Origin of the sequence: Mesorhizobium sp. WSM4884, assembly GCF_029625675.1 — a bacterium.
Lineage (GTDB): Bacteria > Pseudomonadota > Alphaproteobacteria > Rhizobiales > Rhizobiaceae > Mesorhizobium.
Genome location: NZ_JARTVO010000003.1, coordinates 166,708 through 189,678 on the forward strand (window position 1 = coordinate 166,708; position 22,971 = coordinate 189,678).

At 64.6% G+C, this 22,971-nt stretch carries 24 protein-coding genes and 1 pseudogene; 19 read left to right on the plus strand and 6 right to left on the minus strand.

Annotated features, from left to right (window positions below):
* Positions 1-53: 53 nt before the first annotated feature.
* Positions 54-2,786, minus strand: coding sequence for a preprotein translocase subunit SecA (secA, locus tag P9236_RS06065; RefSeq protein WP_278073705.1), 2,733 nt, complete (start codon positions 2,784-2,786; stop codon positions 54-56).
* 264 nt (positions 2,787-3,050) lie between these two features.
* On the opposite strand from secA, the gene P9236_RS06070 reads away from it, so the two are divergent.
* Positions 3,051-3,968: a peptidylprolyl isomerase gene (locus P9236_RS06070; protein ID WP_278073706.1), complete on the plus strand. Its 918-nt coding sequence runs from the start codon at positions 3,051-3,053 to the stop codon at positions 3,966-3,968.
* Between the two features lie 55 nt (positions 3,969-4,023).
* On the opposite strand, the gene P9236_RS06075 is transcribed toward P9236_RS06070, so the two are convergent.
* Positions 4,024-4,617 carry a TetR/AcrR family transcriptional regulator gene (locus P9236_RS06075; protein ID WP_278073707.1) on the minus strand — a complete coding sequence of 198 codons (594 nt, stop codon included), beginning with the start codon at positions 4,615-4,617 and terminating at the stop codon, positions 4,024-4,026.
* Positions 4,618-4,864: 247 nt separating this feature from the next.
* Between P9236_RS06075 and argJ the strand changes: the two genes are divergently transcribed.
* The 5 genes from argJ to P9236_RS06100 all read left to right on the plus strand — a co-directional run bounded on the left by argJ (position 4,865) and on the right by P9236_RS06100 (position 8,160).
* Positions 4,865-6,106 carry a bifunctional glutamate N-acetyltransferase/amino-acid acetyltransferase ArgJ gene (argJ, locus tag P9236_RS06080; protein ID WP_278073708.1) on the plus strand — a complete coding sequence of 414 codons (1,242 nt, stop codon included), beginning with the start codon at positions 4,865-4,867 and terminating at the stop codon, positions 6,104-6,106.
* Positions 6,106-6,885 (plus strand): GNAT family N-acetyltransferase, encoded by a 780-nt coding sequence (locus P9236_RS06085; protein WP_278073709.1) that lies wholly within the window; start codon positions 6,106-6,108, stop codon positions 6,883-6,885. Before argJ ends, P9236_RS06085 begins: the two co-directional genes overlap by 1 nt.
* Positions 6,882-7,304, plus strand: coding sequence for a (deoxy)nucleoside triphosphate pyrophosphohydrolase (locus P9236_RS06090; protein WP_278073710.1), 423 nt, complete (start codon positions 6,882-6,884; stop codon positions 7,302-7,304). Before P9236_RS06085 ends, P9236_RS06090 begins: the two co-directional genes overlap by 4 nt.
* Positions 7,305-7,532: 228 nt before the next feature.
* On the plus strand, positions 7,533-7,850 hold the full coding sequence (locus P9236_RS06095; protein WP_278073711.1) for a hypothetical protein: 318 nt from the start codon (positions 7,533-7,535) through the stop codon (positions 7,848-7,850).
* A gap of 127 nt (positions 7,851-7,977) precedes the next feature.
* Entirely contained in the window at positions 7,978-8,160 is a 183-nt protein-coding gene (locus P9236_RS06100) for a Flp family type IVb pilin (RefSeq protein WP_278073712.1), read from the plus strand.
* A gap of 111 nt (positions 8,161-8,271) precedes the next feature.
* Here P9236_RS06100 and P9236_RS06105 read toward each other — a convergent pair whose 3' ends face one another.
* Positions 8,272-9,144 (minus strand): methyltransferase domain-containing protein, encoded by an 873-nt coding sequence (locus tag P9236_RS06105; RefSeq protein WP_278073713.1) that lies wholly within the window; start codon positions 9,142-9,144, stop codon positions 8,272-8,274.
* Positions 9,145-9,207: 63 nt separating this feature from the next.
* On the opposite strand from P9236_RS06105, the gene P9236_RS06110 reads away from it, so the two are divergent.
* The 5 genes from P9236_RS06110 (at position 9,208) to P9236_RS06130 (ending at position 12,316) form a co-directional block, all read left to right on the plus strand.
* On the plus strand, positions 9,208-10,008 hold the full coding sequence (locus tag P9236_RS06110; protein ID WP_278073940.1) for a ComF family protein: 801 nt from the start codon (positions 9,208-9,210) through the stop codon (positions 10,006-10,008).
* A gap of 76 nt (positions 10,009-10,084) precedes the next feature.
* On the plus strand, positions 10,085-10,348 hold the full coding sequence (gene grxC / locus P9236_RS06115; RefSeq protein ID WP_278073714.1) for a glutaredoxin 3: 264 nt from the start codon (positions 10,085-10,087) through the stop codon (positions 10,346-10,348).
* A 2-nt stretch (positions 10,349-10,350) separates the two neighbouring features.
* Positions 10,351-11,217 carry a carbon-nitrogen hydrolase family protein gene (locus P9236_RS06120; RefSeq protein WP_278073715.1) on the plus strand — a complete coding sequence of 289 codons (867 nt, stop codon included), beginning with the start codon at positions 10,351-10,353 and terminating at the stop codon, positions 11,215-11,217.
* The gene (locus P9236_RS06125) at positions 11,214-11,639 is read left to right on the plus strand and encodes a DUF1178 family protein (protein ID WP_278073716.1); all 426 of its coding nucleotides are present in this window, start codon (positions 11,214-11,216) and stop codon (positions 11,637-11,639) included. The genes P9236_RS06120 and P9236_RS06125 overlap by 4 nt, the downstream gene beginning before the upstream one ends.
* An 89-nt stretch (positions 11,640-11,728) precedes the next feature.
* On the plus strand, positions 11,729-12,316 hold the full coding sequence (locus P9236_RS06130; RefSeq protein WP_278073717.1) for a hypothetical protein: 588 nt from the start codon (positions 11,729-11,731) through the stop codon (positions 12,314-12,316).
* Positions 12,317-12,319: 3 nt separating this feature from the next.
* Here the strand turns inward: P9236_RS06130 and P9236_RS06135 are convergent, their stop codons facing one another.
* Complete coding sequence (locus P9236_RS06135; protein ID WP_278073718.1) at positions 12,320-12,805, minus strand: MarR family transcriptional regulator; 486 nt, start codon at positions 12,803-12,805, stop codon at positions 12,320-12,322.
* Positions 12,806-12,907: 102 nt separating this feature from the next.
* On the opposite strand from P9236_RS06135, the gene P9236_RS06140 reads away from it, so the two are divergent.
* Positions 12,908-13,822, plus strand: coding sequence for a DMT family transporter (locus tag P9236_RS06140; protein WP_278073719.1), 915 nt, complete (start codon positions 12,908-12,910; stop codon positions 13,820-13,822).
* A 25-nt stretch (positions 13,823-13,847) separates the two neighbouring features.
* Here the strand turns inward: P9236_RS06140 and ubiG are convergent, their stop codons facing one another.
* Positions 13,848-14,597 (minus strand): bifunctional 2-polyprenyl-6-hydroxyphenol methylase/3-demethylubiquinol 3-O-methyltransferase UbiG, encoded by a 750-nt coding sequence (gene ubiG, locus P9236_RS06145; protein ID WP_278073720.1) that lies wholly within the window; start codon positions 14,595-14,597, stop codon positions 13,848-13,850.
* Between the two features lie 230 nt (positions 14,598-14,827).
* Here ubiG and P9236_RS06150 point away from each other — a divergent pair.
* A pseudogene (locus P9236_RS06150) lies at positions 14,828-14,992 on the plus strand (putative glycolipid-binding domain-containing protein); the annotation flags it as partial.
* Positions 14,985-15,392, plus strand: coding sequence for a putative glycolipid-binding domain-containing protein (locus P9236_RS06155; protein WP_278073941.1), 408 nt, complete (start codon positions 14,985-14,987; stop codon positions 15,390-15,392). The pseudogene P9236_RS06150 and the gene P9236_RS06155, both read left to right, overlap by 8 nt.
* A 6-nt stretch (positions 15,393-15,398) precedes the next feature.
* On the opposite strand, the gene P9236_RS06160 is transcribed toward P9236_RS06155, so the two are convergent.
* Positions 15,399-15,713 carry an antibiotic biosynthesis monooxygenase gene (locus P9236_RS06160; RefSeq protein ID WP_278073721.1) on the minus strand — a complete coding sequence of 105 codons (315 nt, stop codon included), beginning with the start codon at positions 15,711-15,713 and terminating at the stop codon, positions 15,399-15,401.
* A 215-nt stretch (positions 15,714-15,928) separates the two neighbouring features.
* Between P9236_RS06160 and P9236_RS06165 the strand changes: the two genes are divergently transcribed.
* The 5 genes from P9236_RS06165 (at position 15,929) to P9236_RS06185 (ending at position 22,781) form a co-directional block, all read left to right on the plus strand.
* Positions 15,929-17,182, plus strand: a complete 1,254-nt coding sequence (locus P9236_RS06165; RefSeq protein ID WP_192257662.1) for an aspartate kinase — start codon at positions 15,929-15,931, stop codon at positions 17,180-17,182.
* 83 nt (positions 17,183-17,265) lie between these two features.
* Entirely contained in the window at positions 17,266-19,536 is a 2,271-nt protein-coding gene (gene ptsP, locus P9236_RS06170) for a phosphoenolpyruvate--protein phosphotransferase (RefSeq protein ID WP_278073722.1), read from the plus strand.
* A 9-nt stretch (positions 19,537-19,545) separates the two neighbouring features.
* On the plus strand, positions 19,546-20,625 hold the full coding sequence (gene prfA, locus P9236_RS06175) for a peptide chain release factor 1 (protein ID WP_278073723.1): 1,080 nt from the start codon (positions 19,546-19,548) through the stop codon (positions 20,623-20,625).
* Positions 20,618-21,484, plus strand: coding sequence for a peptide chain release factor N(5)-glutamine methyltransferase (gene prmC / locus P9236_RS06180; RefSeq protein WP_278073724.1), 867 nt, complete (start codon positions 20,618-20,620; stop codon positions 21,482-21,484). The genes prfA and prmC overlap by 8 nt, the downstream gene beginning before the upstream one ends.
* A 337-nt stretch (positions 21,485-21,821) precedes the next feature.
* Positions 21,822-22,781 carry a DUF4167 domain-containing protein gene (locus tag P9236_RS06185; protein WP_278073725.1) on the plus strand — a complete coding sequence of 320 codons (960 nt, stop codon included), beginning with the start codon at positions 21,822-21,824 and terminating at the stop codon, positions 22,779-22,781.
* The last annotated feature ends 190 nt before the right edge of the window (positions 22,782-22,971 follow it).

A 22,971-nucleotide genomic window follows, 5' to 3' on the forward strand; every position in this document is an offset into this window, starting at 1 on the left:
TGATCCGCCCTTCGGGCACCTTCTCTCCGTTGAACGGAGAGAAGCAAGAGGGATCAGGCGAAGGCGCCGTGGCAGTGCTTGTATTTCTTGCCGGAGCCGCAGGGGCAGGCCTCATTGCGGCCGACCTTGCCCCAGGTCGCCGGGTTCTTCGGGTCGCGATTTTCCGGCGCGACGATGGCGCTCTGATCCTGGCGGACCAGAAGCGCGGTCTCGCCGCCCTGGAAGTCGTCCTCGCCGGTGGTGCCGTCGATATGGCTGCCGAACATGTCGGGCGCAGCCGGCGGCGGCGCTTCGGCCGCTTGGCGGACGAGCTCGACGCGCATCAACTGCGCGGTGACGGCCTGGCGCAGATTGCCGAGCATGCCCTGAAACAGCTCGAAGGCCTCACCCTTGTATTCCTGCAGCGGGTCGCGCTGGGCATAGCCGCGGAAGCCGACGACCGAGCGCAGGTGGTCGAGATTGACGATGTGCTCGCGCCATAGGTGGTCTAGCGTCTGCAGCACCACCGAACGCTCGACATAGCTCATCACGTCGGGGCCGAAGCGCTCGGCGCGCTCCTTGGCGGCTGCCTCGGCGGCGGCCGAGATGCGCTCGCGGATATCGTCCTCGGCGATACCCTCTTCCTTGACCCACTCCTCTACCGGCAGGTCGAGATTGAGATACTGCGCCACCTCTTCCTTCAGGCCGGCGACATTCCACTGCTCGGCATAGGCATTTTCCGGGATGTTCTTGGTGACGATTTCCTCGATGACGCCCTCGCGCATCTCGGTGACCGTCTCGGACAGGCCTTCGCCGTCCATCAGCTCGATGCGCTGCTCGAACACCACCTTGCGCTGGTCGTTGGAGACGTCATCGTATTTCAGCAGATTCTTGCGGATGTCGAAGTTGCGCGCCTCGACCTTCTTCTGCGCCTTTTCCAGCGCCTTGTTGATCCACGGGTGGATGATGGCCTCGTCTTCCTTGAGGCCGAGCTTCTGCAGCATGCCGTCCATGCGCTCGGAGCCGAAGATGCGCATCAAATCGTCCTGCAGCGACAGGAAGAATTTCGAGCGGCCCGGGTCGCCCTGGCGGCCGGAACGACCGCGCAGCTGGTTGTCGATGCGGCGCGATTCATGGCGCTCGGTGGCCAATACATAGAGGCCGCCGGCGGCCAGCGCCTTTTCCTTCAGCTGCGCGATGTCGTCGCGAATTTCCTTTTCCTTCGCCTCGCGCTCGGGGCCGGCGGGCATGTCGGCCAGTTCCTCGGCGATACGCATGTCGGCATTGCCGCCGAGCTGGATGTCGGTGCCGCGGCCGGCCATGTTGGTGGCAATGGTGATGGCTCCGGGCTTGCCGGCCTGGGCGACGATGGCCGCTTCGCGCTCGTGGTGACGGGCGTTGAGCACCTCGAAGTTCTTGATGCCTTCCTTGCGCAGGCGCTCGGCCAACTGCTCGGATTTCTCGATCGAGGTGGTGCCGACCAGGATCGGCTGGCCGCGCTCGCGGGCGTCGCGGATCTCCTTGACGATCGCCTTGTACTTCTCATCCACCGTCCGGTAGACCTCGTCGTCCTCGTCCTTGCGGGCAACCGACAGGTTGGTCGGGATCTCGGTGACCTCGAGATTGTAGATGTTGGCAAATTCCTCGGCCTCGGTTAGCGCCGTGCCGGTCATGCCGGCGAGCTTCTTGTAGAGGCGGAAATAGTTCTGGAAGGTGACGGAGGCCAGCGTCTGGTTCTCCGGCTGGATCTGCACATGCTCCTTGGCCTCGAGCGCCTGGTGCAGGCCTTCCGAATAGCGGCGGCCGGGCATCATGCGGCCGGTGAACTCGTCGATGATGACGATCTCGCCGTTGCGCACGATGTAGTCCCTGTCCTTCTGGAACAGGAGGTGCGCCTTCAGCGCGTTGTTGACGTGGTGGACGATGGCGACGTTCTCCACGTCGTAAAGCGACTCGCCCTTCAAAAGGCCGGCGTCGCGCAGCATGTTTTCCAGCTTTTCGGTGCCGTCCTCGGTGAAAATCGTGGTCTTCTGCTTTTCGTCGACCTCGTAGTCGGCCGGGCCGAGCTTCAGCATGAAGGCGTCGATGGTGTTGTACATTTCCGAGCGGTCCTCGAGCGGACCGGAAATGATCAGCGGGGTGCGCGCTTCATCGACCAGGATGGAGTCGACCTCGTCGACGATGGCGTAGGCATGGCCGCGCTGCACCATCTGCGAACGCTCGTATTTCATGTTGTCGCGCAGATAGTCGAAGCCGAGCTCGTTGTTGGTGGCGTAGGTGACGTCGGCGGCGTAGGCGTCGCGGCGTTCGTCATCCGAAAGACCGTGGACGATGATGCCGACGGTGAGGCCGAGGAACTTGTAGATGCGGCCCATCCATTCGGCGTCGCGCTTGGCGAGATAGTCGTTGACGGTGACGACATGGACGCCCTTGCCGGCAAGCGCATTGAGATAGACCGGCAAGGTGGCGACAAGCGTCTTGCCTTCGCCTGTGCGCATTTCGGCGATGCCGCCATTGTGCAGCACCATGCCGCCGATCAATTGCACGTCAAAAGGACGCATGCCCAGAACGCGGCGGGCCGCCTCGCGCACGGTGGCGAAAGCCGGTACGAGCAAGTCGTCGAGAGAAGCGCCGTTGGCGAGATCCTGGCGGAATTTTTCGGTGCGGCCGGCAAGCTCGGCATCGGAGAGCGCCCGCATCTCGTTTTCCAACCCATTGATGGCTTCGACCCGGGGCCGGGTCGACTTGACTCGGCGGTCGTTGGAAGAGCCGAAAACCTTACGCGCGAGAGCGCCGAGACTGACCATCCAATGGTCCTTTCGATAGCAATTTTAGCCGTTTGCGACAGGCGCCTGGCGGGCCCATCAAATCCGCGTGAATGCGGACAAACGCAAAAAGCGCCCGGAAAACGGTTCTGGACGCCAAGTCGTTGGACAGATAAGAGGGGGCTCAACTGATGTCAACGCCGCGTTAGCCCTGTGGGCAGCGCCAAATTCCGCCACAATCGGACTGATCTGGAACCTTTCCGCTCAAGCGATCCTTATTGGCAATCCCCACTGGAGTTTATCTTGATGTCCCTGCTGTTCCGCCGCGCGTCGCTCGCCAGCCTTGGCCTGGCCTTCGGGCTCTCGGCACTTTCACTGTCGCCGCTGATGGCGCAGGAAACCAAGCCAGCCCAGCCGGACGCCGCGGCTCCCGCCGCTGCGCCGGTCGACCCGAACGCCATCGTCGCCACCATCAACGGCGAGAAGCTGACCGAGGCCGATCTTGCGCTCGCCGAAGGCGAGCTGTCGCAGCAGTTTCAGCAGCTGCCGCCGGAACAGCGCCGCGCCGCCGCCCTTTCGGCGGCCATCGAAATCCGCGTCATGGCCAAGAAGGCGGTCGACAGCGGTCTCGACAAGGATGCCGATTTCCAGCGCCGCATGGCGTTCCTACAGCAGCGCGCCCTGCATGGCGAGGTTGTCGAGAAGGAGGTCGTCAACAAGGTCACGGATGCCGAGGTTCGCGCCCGCTACGACCAGGAAATCGCCAACACGCCGCCGGTCAATGAAATCCACGCCCGTCACATCCTCGTGAAGACGAAGGAAGAGGCCGAGGCGATCATCAAGCAGCTCGACGGCGGCGCCGATTTCCAGAAGCTCGCCAACGAGCATACCAGCGACCCGAGCGGCAAGTCGAACGGCGGCGATCTCGGCTGGTTCGGTCCCGGGCAGATGGTGCCGGAGTTCGACAAGGCGGCGTTCGCGCTCGATGTCGGCAAGTACTCCAAGGAGCCGGTAAAGTCACAGTTCGGCTGGCACGTCATCAAGGTCGAGGACAAGCGCGCCAAGCAGCCGCCGGCCTTCGACGACGTCAAGGACCAGGCCAAGCAGGCCGTCATCCGCGACAAGTATTTCGCCATGGTCAAGGAATTGCGCGGCGCCGCCAAGGTCGATATCCCGGACGGGAAGCTGAAGGCCGCGGTCGACACGCTGGAGAGCGGCAAGTAATCCGCATCGGCTTGGGAAGTTTGCAGAGGGCGCCTTTCGGGCGCCCTTTCGCGTTTCAGTCGGGCGCTATGCCTCGCACCACATAGCGGACCGCGGTCCGGATCGTCGCCTCGTCTTCATTGAGGCGGTTGGTCAGAAGATGCCGCCACGCGTAGGAGGCGATCAGGTCGGCCACGATCCCGGCGTCGATGTCCGCCGCCACCTCGCCGCGCGCCTTGGCGCGCTCGATCATCCGGCCGGTATGGGCGCGGCGCCCTTTCGCATAGTCGGCGAGCGCCGCCGCGGCGTCGTCGTCGGATTGTGCTTCGGCGATCAGCGACCGGAAGACGTTGCCGGACGAAGTGTCGCGCCAGTGCGCGAACAGATTTGCCAGGAAGCCGGCGAGATCCTCCTCGAGCCTGCCGGTATCGGGTACCTCGACGCGTTTTTGCCGCTGGTAGACTTCGATCAGCAGCGCCGCCTTGCTCGGCCACCAGCGATAAATGGTCGGTTTCCCCGCCCGCGCCCGCCGCGCGACCGCCTCGATCGAAAAGCCGGAATAGCCGGCCTCCGCCAGCACCGCTTCGGCGGCCTCGATGATGGCGTCGGCGCTTTCCGGGTTTCGCTTGGCGCCGATCGACTTGCGCCCCGGGGCGGCAACTTCGCCCATATCGTCGTCCTTAGATTGTCTTGACGCAATTCCGGACGGAAAAACCGCTTCACGCTTTTCCTGGAATTGCTTTAGCCGATGAATCTTCCGCTGATCATATTGGGTCCTGAGGCGAAACGAAACGGATCGTTTTAGATCGCGGCGTGACCGGTGAAGCCCATGAAACGCGGCCAGAACGCCTCTTGCGCCGGCGCGCGCTATCGGGCAAACCGGCCTTCCTTTCGCGTTCTGCCGCTTCGGGGTCCCAATGTCCGCAACGATTTCGCCGCTCGCACCGAAGAAATATCCGAAAATGCCGGTCATCGAGGGCGTGCGCATCGCCACCGCCGAGGCCGGGATCAAGTACCGGAACCGCACCGACCTGCTTGCCATGGTCTTCGAACCGGGCACGGCCGTCGCCGGCGTCTTCACCCGCTCAAAATGTCCCTCGGCGCCGGTCGACTACTGCCGCCAGAACCTGCCCGCCGGCAAGGCGCGCGTTCTGGTGGTGAACTCCGGCAATGCCAACGCCTTCACCGGCAAGAAGGGCAAGGCCTCGACGGTGCTGACGGGCGAGGCGGCGGCGAAGGCCGCCGGATGCTCCGAGAGCGAGGTGTTCCTGGCTTCGACCGGAGTCATCGGCGAGCCGCTCGACACCAACAAATTCAGCCACCTGCTGGCCGGGCTGGTGAGGGACGGCAAGCCGGACCTGTGGACCGAGGCGGCGAAGGCCATCATGACCACGGACACCTATCCGAAGGTGGCAACCCAGACGGTGAAGCTCGGCGATGCCGACGTCACCATCAACGGCATCGCCAAGGGCGCCGGCATGATCGCGCCCGACATGGCGACGATGCTCTCCTTCATCGCCACCGACGCGCCGATCGCGGCCCCCGTGCTGCAGGATCTCTTGTCGCGCGGCACCGCCAAGACCTTCAATGCCGTCACCGTCGACAGCGACACCTCGACCAGCGACACGCTGCTCATCTTTGCCACCGGCAAGGCAGCCGCGCGTGGCGCGCCGGCGATCAGCGACCCAAAGGACGCGCGACTCGGCGCCTTCCGCCGCGCGCTCGGCAAGGTGCTGAAGTCGCTGGCGCTGCAAGTGGTGCGCGACGGCGAGGGCGCGCGCAAGCAGGTCGAGGTCACCGTCACCGGCGCCAAGTCCGCCCGCTCGGCCAAGCGCATCGCGCTCTCGATCGCCAATTCGCCGCTGGTCAAGACGGCGGTCGCCGGCGAGGACGCCAATTGGGGCCGCGTCGTCATGGCCGTCGGCAAGGCCGGCGAGCCGGCCGACCGCGACCGGCTGTCGATCTGGTTCGGCGACAACCGTCTGGCGCATGAGGGTGAGCGCGATCCGGACTACTCCGAGGAAGCGACGTCGGCCTATATGAAGCGCGACGATATCCGCATTCGTGCCGACCTTGGCATCGGCCGCGGCAAGGCGACGGTGTGGACCTGCGACCTCACCAAGGAATATGTCGCCATCAACGGCGACTACCGGAGCTGATGGCGCCGGTGTCGAGGCATCCGGCGAGCGTGTTGGCGGTCGTGCGCCGCTATGAGGCGGCGGGCTTTCGCGCCTGGCCGGCGGCGGCCGTCCACTACGACGGGACATGGGTGGTGCGGCTGACGGCCGGCCACCCGGCAAAGCGCCTAAATTCCGTCAATCCGCTCGATCCGGGCGATACCCATGCCATCGCCGAACGCATCGTGCGCGCCAGCCGCCGCTTCGACGCTTACGGCCGGCCGCTGACCTTTCGCATGTCGCCGCTTTCGGGGCAGGTGCTGTCGAAGCATCTCGACGATGCCGGCTGGAGTCGGTTCGACGAATCGCTGGTGATGCGGCTGCCGCTCAAGGAGGCGCAGCTCGACGCCGCGATGGACCAGATTCCGCTGAAGGACATCAGCCGCTTCATCGGCGCGGCGATCAAGACGAACGGCTCGGACGTCGCGCTGCGGCCCGGCCTGTCGGAGGTCATCGGCGCCATTCAGCCGGACGCGGGGCTGTTTGCGCTCGAAGACGGCAACGAGCCGCTGTCGACGCTGATCTGTGTCCATGACGGCGACCTCGCGGGACTGTTCGAGGTCGCCACCGAGAAATCGGCGCGCAAGAAGGGCCATGGCCGCAACCTCATCCTGTCGGCGCTGAAGTGGGCCAGGCTGCGTGGCGCGCGCGAAGCCTGGCTGCAGGTCGAGGCCGGCAATATCGCGGCGCTGTCGCTCTACCGGTCGCTCGGCTTCGAGGAAGTCTACCGCTATCACTATCGCCGGCCGCCTGGCGCATGAGCGAGATCAAGCCGACAGGAAAGCGCCTGCTCCTCGTCGCGGCCTGCGCGCTGGTCGACGCCGACCGGCGCGTGCTTCTGGCGCAGCGCCCCGAGGGCAAGCAGCTCGCCGGCTTGTGGGAGTTTCCAGGCGGCAAGGTCGAACCCGGCGAGACGCCCGAGGAATGCCTGGTGCGCGAGCTGCATGAGGAGCTCGGCATCGAGACCGAGATCCCTTGCCTCGCGCCGCTCACCTTCGCCAGCCACAGCTACGACGATTTCCACCTGCTGATGCCGCTTTATGTCTGCCGGAAGTTCCGCGGCATCGCGCAGCCGAAGGAAGGACAAGGGCTGAAATGGGTCAGGCCGCGGCAGATGCGCGACTATCCGATGCCGCCGGCGGACGCGCCGCTGATCCAGTTCCTCATCGATCTGTTGTGATCGTCAGAGTAGTTCGGCGTTTCCACCAGGCGCTGAACTGCTCCAACGATTCTGTTCTACGCAATTCCGGACGGAAAACCGCTACGCACTTTTCCTGGAGCAGCCCGCGAGCTGCCTTTGCCCTCGCCTGTTTTAGGCAGCGTTAATGGAAGATTTATCTCGACATGGAACATTGAGGCGAAGTCGTCCGCGCGGCGGCATGCCCCGATTTTTGTTTGGAGCCATTCCATGAGCCTCGAGAGAGACTGGGACACGATCCGGCCCGACCGCACGTTCCGCGCCGCCGATGCCGGCATGGGCATTTTGCGGATCACCTTGCTTTTCGGATCGGCCGCAGTGGCGCTGGCATTGATCGCGACGCCTTTCCTCGACAGCCAGCCGCGATCGCAAACCGCGCGTGACGGTTTGGCCGGCGGGCTCGACATGACCAGCACCGGCTCGATCGGGCACCGCAACACTTACACGCTGCGGCGAAGCGTGCTTCAGCCGCTGCCTAGTTCCGTCTGCGTGATCCGCAACGATGGCAGCCGCTATGGCGATTGCTAATTGGGGCGATTGCTAATTGGTTAATAAATTCAGCGAGAAGAGGCCATTTCATCCCCCGTTAAGCTTTTGTCGTTAACCTTTCTTAACGGGTAGGCTCTATGGTTCCCGACAAGAGGGATCGACGACCATGAAAAACCTGCTGCAGCAATTCATAAAAGATGAATCGGGTGCCACGGCCATTGAATATGGTCTGATCGTCACCGTGTTGTCGCTGGCCATCATCGGCGGTATCGGCAAGGCCGCGGATGCACTCCAGTGGTTGTTCTCCGACAACAACAGCAGACTTGCCAATGCCTTCGCCCAGCACTGACCGATTAGAAGCAGTCCTGCGTGGCTAGAGTCGCTGAACGGCTCTAACTATTTGTTTTTACGGAAATTTCGGACAGAAAACTGTTTCACCCTTTCCGGGAACTACTCCTGATCAATGCCCCGTCGGCTTCTCCAGGATCGTCTTCAGCGAGACCTTGGCCGAGCCAGGCTTGAGCGGCTTCTGCTGCGAGGCGTCGGGCGCCCAGCCGGACATCCACACGATTGAAAAGCTCGCCCGTATGCGGCCGTCCGGGTCCGAGAACCGTTCGGCATAGATCTCGGCGGCGCGGGCGAACAGCCGCCTGGTGGCCGGGCGCCGGCTACGGTCGAAAAGCGGGCTGGTCTCACCCATAGCGCGCAGATCGGCGGCAAGGCCGAAGAGCGAGTAGTAGCGCACCGTGACCGTCTCGACGTCGGCGACCGGCAGCGCCAAGCCGGCACGCTGCAGCAACGCGCCAGCGTCGCGCACATCGGTGAACGGAAGGATGCGGGGGCTCGCGCCGCCATGAAGCTCGGTCTCGGCGGCAAGCAGGCTTTCACGCAACTCGGCAAGCGTGCCGGCGCCGGCAAGGGCGCCGAGGAACAAGCCGTCGGGCTTCAACGCGCGGCGGATCTGCGCCAGCACGCCGGGGATGTCGTTCATCGCCTGCAGCGACAGCAGCGAGACGACGAGGTCGAGACTTTCGGCTTCGAACGGCACGGTCTCCGCCCGGGCGACCAGGCCGGGTTCGCCGGCAAGGAAGACGTCATCCGTCTCCACGCGAACGATATCGGCCACCTTGCCGCTGTCGGCAAGCACCCTGGCCGCCGCCGATGTCTGGCAGAACAGCGCAGCCGCCTTGCCGAACCTGCGCTCGACCGCGCCCAGCCGGTCAGCAAGGTCTTCCGCCGCCCGTCGCATCAGGAAATCGGCGCCATCGACGGGGTGCGTGAGGGCCCGACGCTTGTGCGCAAGCCAAAGCTGCGTGTCGATCAAGGGCTGCAATGGGTTATTCCTGTTGTCCGCGCATGCCGGACCGATGCTATGGTGGCGCGGGTTTTCCTTCACGTGGCCGATCCGGTGCACAAGATCAAGACCATTGCGATCAAGAACATGGCGCGGCAGGCTTTGGGCTGGCCGGCGCGGATGCTGTTCCCGCCGGTCTGTGCCGGTTGTCGCCGCCACGTCTCGCAGCCCGGCGTACTGTGCGGCGCCTGCTGGCCGAAGCTTCGTCTGCTGGAGAAGCCCTGGTGTCCGGTGATGGGCACGCCCTTCACCCATGACATGGGCGAGGGCTTCCTCTCCGCCGAGGCGATCGCCGATCCGCCGCCCTTCGAGCGGGCGCGGGCGGCGGTCGTCTACTCGGGCGTTGCCCGCCAGATGGTGCAGGGGCTGAAATATCAGGATCGCACGGATCTCGCGCCATGGATGGCACGCTGGATGATGCGCGCCGGCGCCGAACTGATCGCAGAAGCCGATGTGGTGGTGCCGGTGCCGCTGCATTGGCGGCGATTCTTCCGCCGACAGTTCAACCAGTCGGCTGAGCTGGGGCGCGCGGTGTCGAAACTCAGCGGCCTGCCGTTTTCGCCGGCGGCGGTCAGGCGCGTAAAACTCACCCGCCAGCAGGTCGGGCTGGAGCGGCACGAGCGCGAGGAGAATGTTCGCGCCGCGTTCCACGTCCCGCCCGAGGCCGAGATCGAGATCGCCGGCCGCAGGGTGCTCGTCATCGACGATGTCTACACCACCGGCGCCACCGTGCGGTCGGTGGCCAAGGCGCTGAAGAGGGGCGGTGCCGGAGCGGTCGACGTGCTAACCTTCGCTCGTGTCCTGCCAGGGGACTTTCGGGCCGATGAGTCCGCGACTATATAGATTTGGTTGAGTTGTATTTGTGCATGTCGTCTTTGCGCAATCGTCGGGCGACGTGCATCGGCAGGACTTCTGATTGATGGTCGATGTGACGATCTACACCCGGATGATGTGCGGCTATTGCACCGCCGCCAAGCGACTGCTCGAGCGTAAGGGCGTGACCTATACCGAGCACGACGCTTCGTTCTCGCCGGAATTGCGCCGGGAGATGATTTCCAAGGCGCATGGGCGGACCACCTTTCCGCAGATATTCATCGGCGAGACGCATGTCGGCGGCTGCGACGACCTCCATGAGTTGGAGTCGCAGGGCCGGCTGGATATGCTGCTTGCCAACGGGAGATGACGATGAGTTCCTTCAAGGCAGCGGCAGTGCAGATGCGTTCGGGCACCAGCCCGGAGCGCAACGCGGCCGATATGGAACGGCTGGTGCGCGAGGCAGCTCACCAGGGCGCGACCTATGTGCAGACGCCGGAAATGACTGGCGCTCTCGTTCGCGACAAGCAGGCTGGCGCCGCAGCCTTCACCTCCGAGGACAAGGACGTCGTCGTTTCGACGGCGCGGAAACTGGCCAAGGAACTCGGCATCTATCTGCATGTCGGCTCGACGGCCATCCTGCGTGCCGACGGCAAGCTTGCCAACCGGGCGTTCCTGTTCGCGCCCGATGGCGCCGCAATCGCCAATTACGACAAGATCCACATGTTCGATGTCGACCTCGACAACGGCGAAAGCTGGCGCGAATCCGCCTCCTATGAGCCGGGAACGGAGGCGGTCGTCACCACGATCGCTGGCGCAAGGCTGGGCTTCGCCGTCTGCTACGACCTGCGCTTCCCGCAGCTGTTCCGCGCCGAGGCGGTGGCAGGGGCGGAGGTGCTTTCGGTGCCTGCCGCCTTCACCCGCCAGACCGGCGAGGCGCACTGGCATGTGCTTCTGCGGGCGCGCGCGATCGAGAACGGCGCCTTTATCATCGCCGCCGCGCAAGGCGGCCTGCACGAGGACGGCCGCGAGACCTACGGCCATTCGCTGATCGTCGATCCATGGGGTCGCATCATCGCCGAGGCCGCGCATGACGAGCCGGGCGTGATCGTGGCCGAGATCGACCCCGCACAGTCGGCCGCCGCGCGCCGCAAGATCCCCAATCTCAAGAACGCGCGCGATTTCACCATCAATGCCGGCGAGGGCGAGGCGCCGCGTCTGAAGGGTGCAGCCTCTTGATCCGCTTTTCGCTTATCTGCGAGCACGAGCACGAGTTCGAGGCCTGGTTCCGCAGCAATGACGACTTCGATACGCAGAAGAAGCGTGGCTTCGTCGACTGCCCGACCTGCGGCTCGCACAAGGTCGAGAAAGCCCTGATGGCGCCTGCCGTTTCCACCTCGCGCAAGCAGGAAAAGATGGCTTTAGCCATGGGCGAGACACAGAAGCAGGCGCTGGCGCAGCTCAAGGCGCTGGCCGACAAGGTGCGCGAGAACGCCGACTATGTCGGCGACAAGTTCGCCGAGGAGGCGCGCAAGATCCATTTCGGCGAAACCGATCCGCGCGGCATCTACGGCGAGGCGACGCCGGAGGAGGCGCAAAGCCTCGCCGAGGACGGCGTCGAATTCATGCCGATCCCGAGCTTTCCGGAGGACCGGAACTGAGTTCCGAGTTGGCCTTGCGCAAACCGGTAGCGATCAAGCCGAGACGCGGAATAAGGATTGCTATCGGTCGCTTGGCCCGCAGAGGCGTTGTGAAGTTCAGTGCCAGCCAAACGATCGATGGGCTGGTGATTGTCGGCGACAAGGGCACAGACAAGATAGTCGGCGCGCTTGACGTTATTCGGGAGTTCGACCCGGTTCGGTACAAGCGATTGCTCCGCGACGTCAGGCAGGTTTTGGTCACGGTCCTCCCGGCGTCGGTCGCTCAGTGGGCAGAGACTTCGCAGGCTTGCGAGCTGGACGAACGCTATCTCGTCAGTGAGACAACGACGCCCGAGCGCGTCGCTTCAACGATCGTCCATGAGGCTACGCATGCGCGCCTGATGCGATGCGGTATCGGTTACGAAGAAAAGCTCAGGGATCGCGTCGAACGTGTCTGTCTGCGTCGTGAAATCGCCTTTGCGGCCAGACTGCCGGCTGGGACAGATACGGCTCGACGAGTTGAAGCGACATTCCAGGCGATGCCGGATTTCTCGGACCGAGCAATGAGCGAGCGTTACCTCGATGGCCTGCGAGATGCACTGCTCTATCTCAACATGCCGGCTTGGCTTGTCGGCCTGACCCTGTCTTATCGGCGATGGCGGCACAGGCGCAGGTTCGCGCGCCACCAAGCAGCCTGATGGCTAACCCATACTGCTGATCAATTTCGCAAGCAGGCGCGCGAGCGCTTCGCGATCCTCAGGCGTCAAGTCGGCGAGGATTTCGTGCTCATTGGCAACGTGGGCCGTGAGAGCCTCATCAACCAAGGCAAGGCCTTTCCCGGTGAGTTGCACCACGATGCCGCGCCGGTCGCTGGGATGCGGCGCGCGCTGGATCAGGCCAGCTTTCTCCAGCCGGTCGAGCCGGGCGGTCATGGCGCCGGATGTGACCATCGTCGCCTCGTAGAGCTCGGTCGGCGTCAGGGCATAGGGCGCGCCGGAGCGGCGCAACGTCGCTAGCACGTCGAATTCGCCGGACTGCAGGCCGAAGCGGGCAAAGAGCGGCGCGAGGCGGTCGCGCGCGATCAGCGAAGACGCTTCGTTCAGGCGGCCGATCACTCCCATCGGCGAGACGTCGAGGTCCGGCCGCTCCTTTTGCCACTGCTCGATGGCTCTCGCCGCACGGTCCATGTGCCTCACCGCAAAGTATCTTGACATTAAGAATCTTTGTGTTATCTTACCCTAAATTGGAGTGACCGCCAAGCACGACCTCGCAGCGACAGGACCACGCAGATGAAACTTCTCTGGGATTCGGCACTCGGCCTTCTGATCGTCACCGGAGGCTTGCTCGGCATGACGCTGCCTTTCGGCAAGCTTGCGACCGCAGCCGGCGTGCCGGCCATGGTCTGGGCCTTCGTCATCTCGCTCGGCGCCGGCGGCGTGCTGCTGGCAGCGCTGTTGCTGCTTGGCCAGCGCATCCGGCTGACAGCGCGCAAGCTGCGCTATTTCTTCGTCACCGCGGCGGTGTCCTATGCCTTTCCCAATCTCTTGATGTTCTCGGCCATCCCGCATCTCGGCGCCGGCTATACCGGCATCATGTTCACGCTGTCGCCGGTCATCACGCTGGTGTTCTCGATCCTGCTCGGCGTGCGGAGGCCCAACCTGCTCGGTGTCATCGGCATTGCCGTCGGCTTTGTCGGCGCGGTCATGGTGGCACTTACGCGCGGCGAGGCCGGTCAGCCGGCCGATTATTTCTGGGTGGCGATCGGCCTGCTGATCCCGGTCAGCCTCGCCGCCGGCAACATCTACCGCACCGTCGACTGGCCCGAGGATACCGGCCCGATCGAGCTCGCCGTCGGCAGTCATCTGGCGTCGGCAACCTTGCTTCTCCTCGGCATACTGACTCTGTTCGGCCGGCAGGCCTTCGTTCCGCTCGGCGGCGTGCCGCTGGTGGTCGCCGGGCAGGTGGCGTCGGCTTCGGCGATGTTTGCCTTCTTCTTCCGGCTGCAGGCGGTCGGCGGTCCGGTCTATCTCAGCCAGATCGGCTATGTGGCGGCAGCGGTCGGTCTCTTTGCCGGCACGATCTTCCTCGGCGAGAACTACCAGCTGCTGACCTGGCTGGGGGCTGCCATCATCATCGCCGGCGTGTTCATCACCACCAAGGCGCAGAGCCTGCCAAGCATGAAGATGCAAAGCCAGGCGGCGTAAGGGGACGAGCGCTTCAGCCGGCCGGTCAGACCGAGGCCTTTTCGGCCAGCACCATGTAATTGACGTCCATGTCCTTGGACTTCTGCCAGCGGTCGGCCAGCGGATGGTAGATCACGCCGGTGCGGTCGATGACCGTCAGCCCCGCCGCGCCAAGCGCCTTTGCCAGTTCCTCGGGCCGCACCAGCTTGCCGAACTGATGGGTGCCGCGCGGCAGCCAGCGCAGCACGTATTCGGCGCCAATGATGGCGAGGCCAAGCGCCTTCAGCGTGCGGTTTATGGTGGCGACGAACATGATGCCGCCCGGCCGGACCATCTGGCCGCATTTGGCGACGAACAGATCGATATCGGCGACATGCTCGACCACCTCCATGTTGAGGATGACGTCGAATGTCTCACCGGCGTCGGCAAGCGCCTCGGCCGTGGTGGCGCGATAGTCGACGCTGACGCTCGCTTCCGCCGCGTGCAGCTTGGCGACCTCGATGTTGGTGGCCGAGGCGTCGGCGCCGACCACCTCGGCGCCAAGCCGGGCCATCGGTTCGCACAAAAGTCCGCCGCCGCAGCCGATGTCGAGGAAGCGCAGGCCCTCGAAGGGCCTGGCGGCCCGCGGATCGCGACCGAAGCGCGTCGCGACCTGATCGCGGATATAGGCAAGCCGCACAGGGTTGAACTTGTGCAGCGGCCGGAACTTGCCGTTCGGATTCCACCACTCGGCGGCAAGGGCGGAAAAGCGCTCGACTTCTCCGGCATCGATGGTCGATCGGCGGGGCTCTGGCATAAAGCGGGTCTCCTCGCTTGGAAGTCGGGGAACGCTAGGAAGTCGGGTCCCCGGCGCAGAAAGTCAAGGCAGGTTTTTTCCACTGCCGGCAGGGAGGAGCCCGGGCAGCCACGCTTCCCGGCGCCGACCGCCGCTGTTTGTCGGTACGTGACGGCTTGATAGGTCCCGCGATGAAAGATGAAACAGGACTGTCTTGCGAGCGAAGGAAAGACATCAATCGGAGAATGACGATGCGAACCACAGCCTCGATCCTTTGGCGCCGGCTTGACCGCGAAGGGCGTGATTGCTGTTCGCTTTCCAGGACGGGAGATGGCTGGAGTCTAAAGGGACAGGCGGTGTTCCTGCAGGAGGGCGCGCCGTGTGGCCTCTCCTATGAGATCGACTGCGATGCCGGATGGCTGGCCCGCGCCGCGCGCGTGGTGGGGCTTTTCGGCGGCGATTACGCTAAATTATTGGTTCGAGAGGCTCGACGACGGCGGCTGGACGCTCAACGGCAAGGAGCAGGCACAGGTGGCCGGCCTTGCCGACCTCGACCTTGGTTTCACACCCGCCACGAACCTTCTGCCTATCCGACGCCTCGGTCTCAGGCCCGGCATTCAGATGCCTGCTCCCGCGGCCTATCTGGCATTTCCCGAGCTGAGGCTTGAACGTCTCGACCAGACCTATCGTCGCCTCGACGACACCCGCTATGCCTATGCCGCGCCGGCATTCGGTTACGACGAGGTGATCGAGGTCGCGCCGTCCGGCTTCGTTGTCGACTATCCAGGCCTTTGGACGACCACCGCGCTGCGCTGAAACCCGTCAAGCGCCAGACGGCTCGAGCCTCGACAGCGCGACCGCGGCGTGACCCGTCGCGACGCTTGCCGGCTCGATCGCCTGCATGGCCTCGCAGTCGCCGATCTCGGCCATGATGCGCTGGGCCGCCGCCTGGGCCTGTTCGAGGCTTTGCCAGCGCACCACATCGATCCAGCCTCCATCCTCGCGCTTGCCAAGATGACGGCTGAGAAAACCCGGTTGGCGCGCGAGCCAGTCGGTGACGGCGCCATTTTGGGCGACAAAATCGGCCGCAGCCTCCGGCTTGAGGCGGAAGCTGACGATTTCCAGCGTCTCGGTCATGAGTTCCTCCATGCGATTTTCTCAGCCTTATCGCATTGCGGCGCAGGAATCTGTCAGGAGACCTCAAAGCCGGCCAAAGCCTCTTCTCCTGCGCCCTCGCTTGCGAAGCTTTGATGTTTTGGCTAAGGAGGCCGCGCATTTCCGCGGCTCGGCCTTGCCGGGCGCTTCGTTCCGTTCCGGCCTCAAGCCGGCTCAATCAAAGGCATCTCGCTTCCATGGCGCGCATCGTGATGAAATTCGGCGGAACTTCGGTCGCCGACATCGCCCGCATCCGCAACGTGGCGCGCCATGTCAAACGCGAGGTCGATGCCGGTCACGATGTCGCCGTGGTGGTTTCGGCCATGGCCGGCAAGACCAACGAGCTGGTCGCCTGGACGCGCGAAGCTTCGCCCATGCACGATGCGCGCGAATACGACGCCGTCGTCGCCTCGGGCGAGCAGGTCACCGCCGGCCTGCTGGCGATCACACTGCAGAACATGGGCGTCCATGCCCGCTCCTGGCAGGGCTGGCAGATCCCGATCAAGACCGACAACGCCCACGGCGCCGCGCGCATCCTCGATATCGACGGCGCCTTCCTGATCAAGCGCTTCGGCGAGGGCCAGGTAGCTGTCATCGCCGGTTTCCAGGGCATCGGCCCGGACAACCGCATCGCCACACTCGGCCGCGGCGGCTCCGATACCAGCGCGGTGGCCATTGCGGCCGCGGTCAAGGCCGACCGCTGCGACATCTACACCGATGTCGACGGCGTCTACACGACCGACCCGCGCATCGAGCCGAAGGCCCGCCGGCTGGCCAAGATTTCGTTCGAGGAAATGCTCGAAATGGCCTCGCTCGGCGCCAAGGTGCTGCAGGTGCGGTCGGTCGAGCTTGCCATGGTGCACAGGGTGCGTACCTTTGTGCGGTCGTCCTTCGACGATCCCGACGCGCCCGGAATGGGGGATTTGCTCAATCCGCCCGGAACGCTCATTTGCGACGAGGAAGAGATCGTGGAACAGCAGGTCGTCACCGGAATTGCCTATGCCAAGGACGAAGCGCAGATTTCGCTGCGCCGCGTCGGCGACCGCCCCGGCGTTGCCGCCGGCATCTTCGGCCCGCTAGCCGAGGCCAACATCAATGTCGACATGATCGTCCAGAACATCTCCGAGGACGGCAAGTTCACCGACATGACCTTCACCGTGCCTTCCGGAGACGTCGACAAGGCGCTGGCCGTGCTGGAAAGGCTGAAGGCCGATGTCGGCTACGACGTCGTGCAGTCGGAAGCCGGCATGTCGAAGGTTTCGGTCATCGGCATCGGCATGCGAAGCCATGCCGGCGTCGCGGCCACCGCCTTCAAGGCGCTGGCCGACAAGGCGATCAACATCCGGGCGATCACGACGTCCGAGATCAAAATCTCGATACTGATCGACGGTCCCTACACGGAACTTGCAGTTCGTACTTTGCATTCCGTCTACGGGCTCGATAAGCAATAGCAAGAACTGAGTCAGTTGTTGCGTGAGCGCCGGCCGCAGGAGAAACTGCGGCGGGCATTGTGTCCATTGGAGAAGAAGCCGCGATGCGTGACACGGCCGGTGGCCCGCGCGTTCTGCTGAAACGGCTCCGCGAGCTCATGCAGGAGCCGCTGGAGCCGCAGGAGCGGCTCGACCGTATCGTGCGCGATATCGCCTCCAACATGGTCGCCGAGGTGTGCTCGCTCTATGTGCTGCGCGCCGATTCGGTGCTCGAGCTCTACGCCACCGAGGGTCTCAACCCCAATGCCGTCCACCTGGCGCAGCTGAGGCTCGGCCAGGGCCTGGTCGGCACGATTGCCGCCAGCGCGCGGCCGCTCAATCTCTCCAACGCGCAGGAACATCCGGCCTTCGCCTACCTGCCGGAGACGGGCGAAGAGATCTACAACTCCTTCCTTGGCGTGCCGGTGCTGAGGGCGGGACGCACGCTGGGCGTCCTGGTGGTGCAGAACAAGACCATGCGCCACTATCGCGAGGACGAGGTCGAGGCGCTGGAAACGACGGCGATGGTGATCGCCGAAATGATCGCCACCGGCGATCTCTCCCGACTCACCCGTCCCGGGCTGGAACTCGATCTCAGCCGCCCGGCCAGCTTCACGGGGCTTTCCTTCAACGACGGCGTCGGGCTCGGTCATGTCGTGCTGCACGAGCCGCGCATCGTCGTCACCAACCTGTTCAACGAGGACAGCGAGGAGGAGGTCCGCCGCCTCGACCGGTCGCTCGGTTCGCTGAGGCTCTCCATCGACGACATGCTGGAGCGCCGCGACGTTGCCTTCGAGGGCGAGCATCGCGAGGTGCTCGAGGCCTATCGCATGTTCGCCAACGACCGCGGCTGGGTGCGCCGGCTGGAAGAGGCGATCCGCAACGGCCTGACGGCGGAAGCCGCGGTCGAGAAAGTGCAGAGCGACATGCGCGCCCGCATGCTGCACATGACCGACCCTTATCTGCGCGAGCGGATGAGCGATTTCGATGATCTCGCGAATCGACTTTTGCGCCAGCTGATGGGACGCGGGCCGGAGGATGTCGCGGCCTCGTTGCCCAAGGACGCCATCATCGTCGCCCGCTCGATGGGCGCCGCCGAACTGCTCGACTACCCGCGCGACAAGCTGCGCGGCCTGGTGCTGGAGGACGGTGCCGCGACCAGCCATGTCGTCATCGTCGCGCGCGCGATGGGCATCCCGGTCGCAGGCCAGGTCAAGGGCGCGGTCTCGATGGCGGAAAATGGCGATGCCATCATCGTCGACGGCGAGGAAGGCACAATCCACCTGCGCCCGCAGTCCGACCTCGAAGCCGCCTATGCCGAAAAGGTCCGCTTCCGGGCGCGGCGGCAGGAGGTCTACCGGGAGCTGCGCAAGAAGCCGTCGCTGACCAAGGACGGCATCCAGGTCGATCTCCTGATGAATGCGGGTCTTGCGGTCGACCTGCCGCAGCTTTCGGAATCGGGGGCGGCCGGCATCGGCCTGTTCCGCACCGAGTTGCAGTTCATGGTCGCCTCGACCTTCCCGCGCGCCGAGGCGCAGGAGCGGCTCTACCGCGACGTGCTCGACGCGGCGGGCGGCAAGCCGGTCACCTTCCGCACCATCGACATCGGCGGCGACAAGGTGCTGCCCTATTTCAAGGGCGCGGTGCAGGAGGAAAACCCGGCGCTCGGCTGGCGGGCGATCCGGCTCACCCTCGACCGCCCGGGCTTGCTCAGGACCCAGATCCGAGCGCTGCTCAAGGCTTGCGGCGGACGCGAGCTGAAGCTGATGCTGCCGATGGTGACCGAGCTTTCGGAAATCGCGCAGGCGCGCGAGATCATCGATCGCGAGGTCCGGCACCTGTCGCGCTTTGCGCATCATTTGCCGACCAGCCTCAAGCTCGGGGCGATGCTGGAGGTGCCGTCGCTGCTGTTCCAGCTCGACGAGCTGATGAAGGCGGTCGACTTCGTTTCGGTCGGCTCCAACGACCTTTTCCAGTTCATCATGGCGGTGGACCGCGGCAACACGCAGCTTGCCGACCGGTTCGACACGCTGTCGACGCCGTTCCTGCGCGTGTTGAAGACGATCGCCGATGCCGGCGCGCGCAACCACACCCCGGTGACGCTTTGCGGCGAACTGGCCGGCAAGCCGATCTCGGCGATGGCGCTGATCGGCCTCGGCTTCCGCTCGATCTCGATGTCGCCGGCTTCGATCGGCCCGGTCAAGGCGATGCTGACCGAGCTGCCGCTGCAGGAACTGGAAGCCTTCTTCAAGGACAATCTGATGGCGCCCGCCCAGGGGATGCCGATGCGGGCGCTGCTGCAGGCGTTTGCCGACGATCGCTCCATTCCGCTATAGCATTTTGCCATGATCAACCTGCCCCGCGACCGGATGGATCAAGTCGTCAAGCGTTTCGACATGCTCGAGGCGCAGATGTCGGCCGGGCCGTCGGCCGATGCCTATGTCAAAATGGCTTCGGAATATGCCGACATCCAGGAGATGGTGGGCAAGATCCGGTCGCTGCGCGCCGCCGAGCGGGAACAGACCGACCTCGAAGCGATGCTTGCCGACAAGGCCACCGACGCCGACATGCGGGCGCTGGCCGAGGCGGATCTGCCGGAGGTGGAGCAGCGCATCGAGACGCTGCAGAAGGACATCCAGATCTTGCTACTGCCCAAGGATGCCGCCGACGACAGGAACGCCATCCTCGAAATCCGCGCCGGCACCGGCGGCGACGAGGCTGCATTGTTCGCCGGCGATCTGTTTCGCATGTACGAGCGCTATGCGGCCTCGCGCGGCTGGCGTTTCGAGGTCGTTTCGGCCAGCGAAGGCGAAGTCGGCGGCTACAAGGAGATCATCGCTTCGGTGTCGGGCAAGGGCGTTTTCGCGCATCTCAAGTTCGAATCCGGCGTGCACCGCGTGCAGCGCGTGCCGGAAACCGAGGCGGGCGGGCGCATCCATACCTCGGCGGCGACGGTGGCGGTGCTGCCCGAGGCGGAGGAGGTCGATATCGATATCCGGCCCGAGGACATCCGCATCGACACGATGCGTGCTTCAGGCTCCGGCGGCCAGCACGTCAACACCACCGATTCGGCGGTGCGCATCACCCATTTGCCGACCGGCATCATGGTGGTGCAGGCGGAAAAGTCTCAGCACCAGAACCGGGCACGCGCCATGCAGATCCTCAGGGCCCGGCTCTACGACCTCGAACGCAGCCGCGCGGACGAGGAGCGGTCGGAGTCGCGAAAGTCGCAGGTCGGCTCGGGCGACCGGTCGGAGCGCATCCGCACCTATAATTTCCCGCAGGGGCGGGTCACCGACCACCGCATCAACCTCACCCTCTATAAGCTCGACCGGGTGATGATGGGTGAGCTCGACGAGGTGGTCGACGCGCTCATCGCCGATCATCAATCGAAGCTGCTCGCCGACATGGGCATTGATGGCTGAAGTGCTGCCCCGCGCGCTCGGGCCGCTGCTGCGCGCGGCACGGGCGCGGCTTACCGCTGCCGGCATTGCCGATCCGGCGCTCGATTCCAGGCTGATCGTCGAGCATTTTTCCGGAACGACCCGCGCCCAAGCCATCTCAGAGCCCGGTCATCCGGTCGATACAACGGCTTTGGCCGCGGTCGAGGCGGCCCTGAGGCGTCGCGTCGCAGGCGAGTCGGTGCACCGCATCCTCGGCTACCGCGAATTCTACGGGCTGCGGCTGGCGCTGTCGCCGGACACGCTGGAGCCGCGCCCGGACACCGAGACGCTGGTCGACGCGGTCCTGCCCTTCGCCAAGGCAACGGCCAGACTCGGCGAATGCCGAATCCTCGACCTCGGCACCGGAACCGGCGCCATCGCGCTGGCGCTGCTCAGCGCCGTTCCGGCCGCGACCGCCACCGGCGTCGATATTTCCCACGGCGCGCTGGCGACCGCCACGCGAAACGCCGAGGATCTGGGGTTGGGCGGGCGCTTCCAGGCCTTGCATTCCGACTGGTTCGAAAAAGTTTCGGGCCGATACCATTTAATTGCCGCGAACCCTCCCTATATACCCAGTCGAGACATTGGAAATCTGCAGGACGAGGTCCGCGATTTCGATCCACGCCGGGCCCTTGATGGTGGTGTGGACGGTCTGGTCCCTTACAGGATCATCGCCGGAGAGGCGGAAGGGTTTCTGGAAGCACAGGGCAAGGTAGCGGTCGAGATCGGCCATACGCAGCAAAGCGAGGTCACTTCGATCTTTGCCGCAGCCGGCTACAGGCTGGCGGAAGCGCGGCGCGATCTCGGCGGAAACGACAGGGTTCTGGTGTTTGAGAGTTGAAACCCCTGATGCAGTGCGAAAAAACGCTTGGCAACATTAGGGAATGCAGCTAGGTTCCCGCTTGACCGGATGAGACGAAGCAGGCAGTGCTCTTAGCGATTCGGTTTTCCTTGGAAATAGCTGCCTCCTTGTGCAAACGACGCCCACGCTTCGTGCGGGAATCGTCCGGCAAGTGATGTAACCGGAACAGGATGGCACGTGGCGCCAACGCAATCGATGCGGGCGAACGCCGGTGAAAAAACGAAACGGTCGGCTGCATGAGCGCCACCGTTCGCGAAGAGTTTTAGAAAATTCACATGAAGAGAGTCGAATGAGGCCACAACAGCAGAACAGGCGCATGCGCGGTCGCAACAACAATGGCGGCGGTGGCAACCAAAACCGCAAGGGACCCAATCCCCTGACGCGCAACTACGAGAGCAACGGTCCGGACGTGAAGATCCGCGGGTCGGCTCAGCAGATCGCCGAAAAATACGCCGCACTCGCCCGTGACGCGCAAAGCTCCGGCGACCGGGTGATGGCGGAGAACTATCTCCAGCACGCCGAACACTACAATCGCATCATCGCCGCCGCACAGGCGCAGATGCCGATCCAGAACGCCGCCCAGCAGAACCGTGACGATTTCGACGACGACGTCGATGAGGATCGCGACGAGTTCGACACCGTGGGCAACGCCAATTCCGGCGAGGCCGCGGCGAACGGCTCCGGGCCGCAGCCTGTGATCGAAGGCACGCCGGCAGAGCTCGGCTTCAACCAGGAAAACGGCCGCGACAACAACAGGCGCGACAACAACGGCCGCGACAGGCACCGCGACCGCCGCAATGGCAGCTATGGCCAGTACGGCCAGAATGGTCAGCGCGGCGACAATGGACAGCGCGATGGGGGCCAACGTGGCGAACATGGCGGCCAACATTTCGACCAGAACCGCCGCAACGAGGCGCAGGCACAGCCGGAGGCTTCCGCAGAAGCCGCAGCCGAGCCGGCTCCGCTGTTCGACAGTTTCTCGCCGGCGGGCCTTGCCGCCCAGGCCGAGCGCAACGAAGCCGGCGCCGACAATGGCGGCGGGCGTCGGCAGAGACGTCCGCGTCGCGGTCGCGGCAATGCCGAGCAGGGCTATAGCGCCGAGCAGGGCGACGCCGACCGGGGGAACAGCCCCGCCGATGGCGGCAACGCCGCGGACAACGGCAACGACGCGGTAGTCGCTGCCGCCGAACAGGCAAATGCGGCGCCAGGCGAGAGCGTTGCCAGCGAGCCGGCAGGCGGCACCAGCGAACCGGCGGTCGCCGACGTAAATAACTGATCCCGGCAACCGGTCCGGTCCATTTCAGGACATTCGAACGGCGGAGAGAAATCTCCGCCGTTTTCGTTTGTGCGCATCTAAAGCGCGTCGCGCAGAAGCAGGGTCAGGCGACGCGCTTTAAAGCATGTCTCCCGAAAGTGGGAACCGGTTTCGGGACAAAGACATGCGCAAAATCAAAAGTCTAAAGCGT

Coding starts and splice junctions, on each gene's coding strand:
- secA (WP_278073705.1), bottom strand. CDS start 2,786: ATGGTCAGTCTCGGCGCTCTCGCGCGTAAGGTTTTCGGCTCTTCCAAC.
- P9236_RS06070 (WP_278073706.1), top strand. CDS start 3,051: ATGTCCCTGCTGTTCCGCCGCGCGTCGCTCGCCAGCCTTGGCCTGGCC.
- P9236_RS06075 (WP_278073707.1), bottom strand. CDS start 4,617: ATGGGCGAAGTTGCCGCCCCGGGGCGCAAGTCGATCGGCGCCAAGCGA.
- argJ (WP_278073708.1), top strand. CDS start 4,865: ATGTCCGCAACGATTTCGCCGCTCGCACCGAAGAAATATCCGAAAATG.
- P9236_RS06085 (WP_278073709.1), top strand. CDS start 6,106: ATGGCGCCGGTGTCGAGGCATCCGGCGAGCGTGTTGGCGGTCGTGCGC.
- P9236_RS06090 (WP_278073710.1), top strand. CDS start 6,882: ATGAGCGAGATCAAGCCGACAGGAAAGCGCCTGCTCCTCGTCGCGGCC.
- P9236_RS06095 (WP_278073711.1), top strand. CDS start 7,533: ATGAGCCTCGAGAGAGACTGGGACACGATCCGGCCCGACCGCACGTTC.
- P9236_RS06100 (WP_278073712.1), top strand. CDS start 7,978: ATGAAAAACCTGCTGCAGCAATTCATAAAAGATGAATCGGGTGCCACG.
- grxC (WP_278073714.1), top strand. CDS start 10,085: ATGGTCGATGTGACGATCTACACCCGGATGATGTGCGGCTATTGCACC.
- P9236_RS06120 (WP_278073715.1), top strand. CDS start 10,351: ATGAGTTCCTTCAAGGCAGCGGCAGTGCAGATGCGTTCGGGCACCAGC.
- P9236_RS06135 (WP_278073718.1), bottom strand. CDS start 12,805: ATGGACCGTGCGGCGAGAGCCATCGAGCAGTGGCAAAAGGAGCGGCCG.
- P9236_RS06140 (WP_278073719.1), top strand. CDS start 12,908: ATGAAACTTCTCTGGGATTCGGCACTCGGCCTTCTGATCGTCACCGGA.
- ubiG (WP_278073720.1), bottom strand. CDS start 14,597: ATGCCAGAGCCCCGCCGATCGACCATCGATGCCGGAGAAGTCGAGCGC.
- P9236_RS06155 (WP_278073941.1), top strand. CDS start 14,985: ATGCCGGATGGCTGGCCCGCGCCGCGCGCGTGGTGGGGCTTTTCGGCG.
- P9236_RS06160 (WP_278073721.1), bottom strand. CDS start 15,713: ATGACCGAGACGCTGGAAATCGTCAGCTTCCGCCTCAAGCCGGAGGCT.
- P9236_RS06165 (WP_192257662.1), top strand. CDS start 15,929: ATGGCGCGCATCGTGATGAAATTCGGCGGAACTTCGGTCGCCGACATC.
- ptsP (WP_278073722.1), top strand. CDS start 17,266: ATGCGTGACACGGCCGGTGGCCCGCGCGTTCTGCTGAAACGGCTCCGC.
- prfA (WP_278073723.1), top strand. CDS start 19,546: ATGATCAACCTGCCCCGCGACCGGATGGATCAAGTCGTCAAGCGTTTC.
- prmC (WP_278073724.1), top strand. CDS start 20,618: ATGGCTGAAGTGCTGCCCCGCGCGCTCGGGCCGCTGCTGCGCGCGGCA.
- P9236_RS06185 (WP_278073725.1), top strand. CDS start 21,822: ATGCGCGGTCGCAACAACAATGGCGGCGGTGGCAACCAAAACCGCAAG.